The organism is Oleiphilus sp. HI0132, from assembly GCF_001635845.1.
This window is the reverse complement of record NZ_LWGJ01001002.1, coordinates 1-405: the sequence shown is the minus strand read 5'-3', so window position 1 is coordinate 405 and position 405 is coordinate 1. Positions and strand designations below refer to the sequence as shown.

Genomic DNA, 405 nt, shown 5'->3' with positions numbered 1-405 from the left:
TGGAATCAGTGATGGCGCAACAACATAGCAACAATGGCCTAAGCTTGTCAGCAATCGATAAATCCAGTAGCCACAGGGGCCTGCTTCATAAACAAAATGCAGGGTAGCCTGCGGGTATTTGCTTTCAAACTGTCTCGCCATCTTGGTAAGTGATACTTTGGCTGAAGAAACTCTTCCAAGGTGTTTTACTTCTGAGCCTCGTTGATCTTCGCAATATGCGACTTCGGTGAACTCCTTATGGGTGTCCAATCCGACAAAAATTATGGTATTGTTTTTCATGGTGCTGGCCTCCGCTTATATGGTATGACACATATATTATGGCTCTGGCTTTGCTAACCCACGATAGGAGGTCAGCACTCTTTTGGGACGTGGGGAGTCATTATGTCTATGTTCAGGAGAGTTATT

1 pseudogene is annotated in these 405 nt (G+C 44.9%); it reads right to left on the bottom strand.

What is annotated here, in order from left to right:
* Positions 1 to 279, bottom strand: a pseudogene (locus A3766_RS11265) (IS110 family transposase); the annotation flags it as partial.
* Between the last annotated feature and the right edge of the window lie 126 nt (positions 280 to 405).